Source organism: Runella salmonicolor (assembly GCF_024158025.1).
In the GTDB taxonomy this organism is placed as follows: Bacteria; Bacteroidota; Bacteroidia; order Cytophagales; family Spirosomataceae; genus Runella; species Runella salmonicolor.
Genome location: NZ_JAMZEL010000035.1, coordinates 1 through 1,250, shown reverse-complemented (window position 1 = coordinate 1,250; position 1,250 = coordinate 1). Strand labels below are relative to the sequence as shown.

The 1,250-nt window shown below is 48.4% G+C and carries 1 protein-coding gene; it reads right to left on the bottom strand.

Going from position 1 to position 1,250, the window contains the following annotated elements:
- Positions 1-1,250, bottom strand: a 1,250-nt coding sequence (locus tag NCI00_RS29345) for an efflux RND transporter permease subunit (RefSeq protein ID WP_253533524.1), incomplete at both ends; no start/stop codon positions are given.

Here is a 1,250-nt window from a genome sequence, read left to right as displayed (position 1 = left end):
AATTTAGGACGGAGGCGTTGTGCAGCGCCCCGAATCACGTACTCACGCAGGTCAGCATTGGTAATCGTTTCTTTGGAGTTTCCTTTTTCGGCCACCAAATGCTGCATGGCTTCGTTGAGATAAATGGTCATCAGCATCGCGGTTTCGATGGCCATTCCGAAGAGCGCAATAAAGCCGACGGCCACCGCTACGGAAAGATTTACGCCGTAAAAATACACCATGTACACCCCACCGATGAGGGCAAATGGCACGGTAATCATCGTGACAAGCGCCTCTTTCATAGAGTTATAGGTGAAATAGAGTACGAAAAAGATAATCACGAGCACAATCGGCAGGATGATTTTGAGGGTACGATTAGCCCGAAGTTGATTCTCCCATTGCCCGCTCCATTCAATAAAATAGCCCTTGGGTAGTTTTTGGACCGAAGCCTCCAATTTCTTCATTGCCTCTTCAACGGTGCTTCCTAAATCCCGGTCGCGGACGTTAAACAGGACGGTGCCTCTCAGCATGGCATTTTCAGAATTAATCATGGGTGGGCCTTCCGAAATCTTTACTTCGGCGACGGATTCCAGCGGAATTGGGCCATAACCTGCCGTCTGTACCTGCATTCGTTTGAGGGCCTGAATGTTGTTTCTGAAATCCTGCGCAAAACGGGCATTGACCGTAAACCGCTGTCGCCCTTCAACGGTGGTGGTGAGAATCATACCGCCCAATGCACTTTCTACAATCATGTTTACGTCATCCACACTCAGGCCGTAGCGGCCAATCTCTTCCTTCTTTACCACTACGTCGATGTATTTTCCGCCCGTAATTGGCTCTACGTACAAATCTTTGATTCCTTCTATTCCTTCCAGTTGTTTTTTGAGCATCTGCGAAACCCCGTTGATGGAGTCCAGACTTTGGCCGTAAACTTTCAAGCCGACGTCGGTACGAATGCCCGTAGAAAGCATATTGATGCGGTTGATGATGGGTTGCGTCCAGCCGTTGGTTACGCCCGGAATTTGGAGTTTGGCATTCAGCTCGTTGATAATGTCGTCTTTGGTTTTCCCTTCCCGCCATTCATTTTTGGGTTTGAGAAGCACAATCGTTTCCAACATACTGATGGGTGAATTGTCGGTAGCGGTATTGGCCCGACCCGCTTTTCCCATCACATGGCTTACTTCGGGAACGGTTTTTATTAATTTATCCTGAATTTGTAACAAACGTTTTACTTCCGAATTGGACACGTCGGGCAGCGTGACGGGCATGAA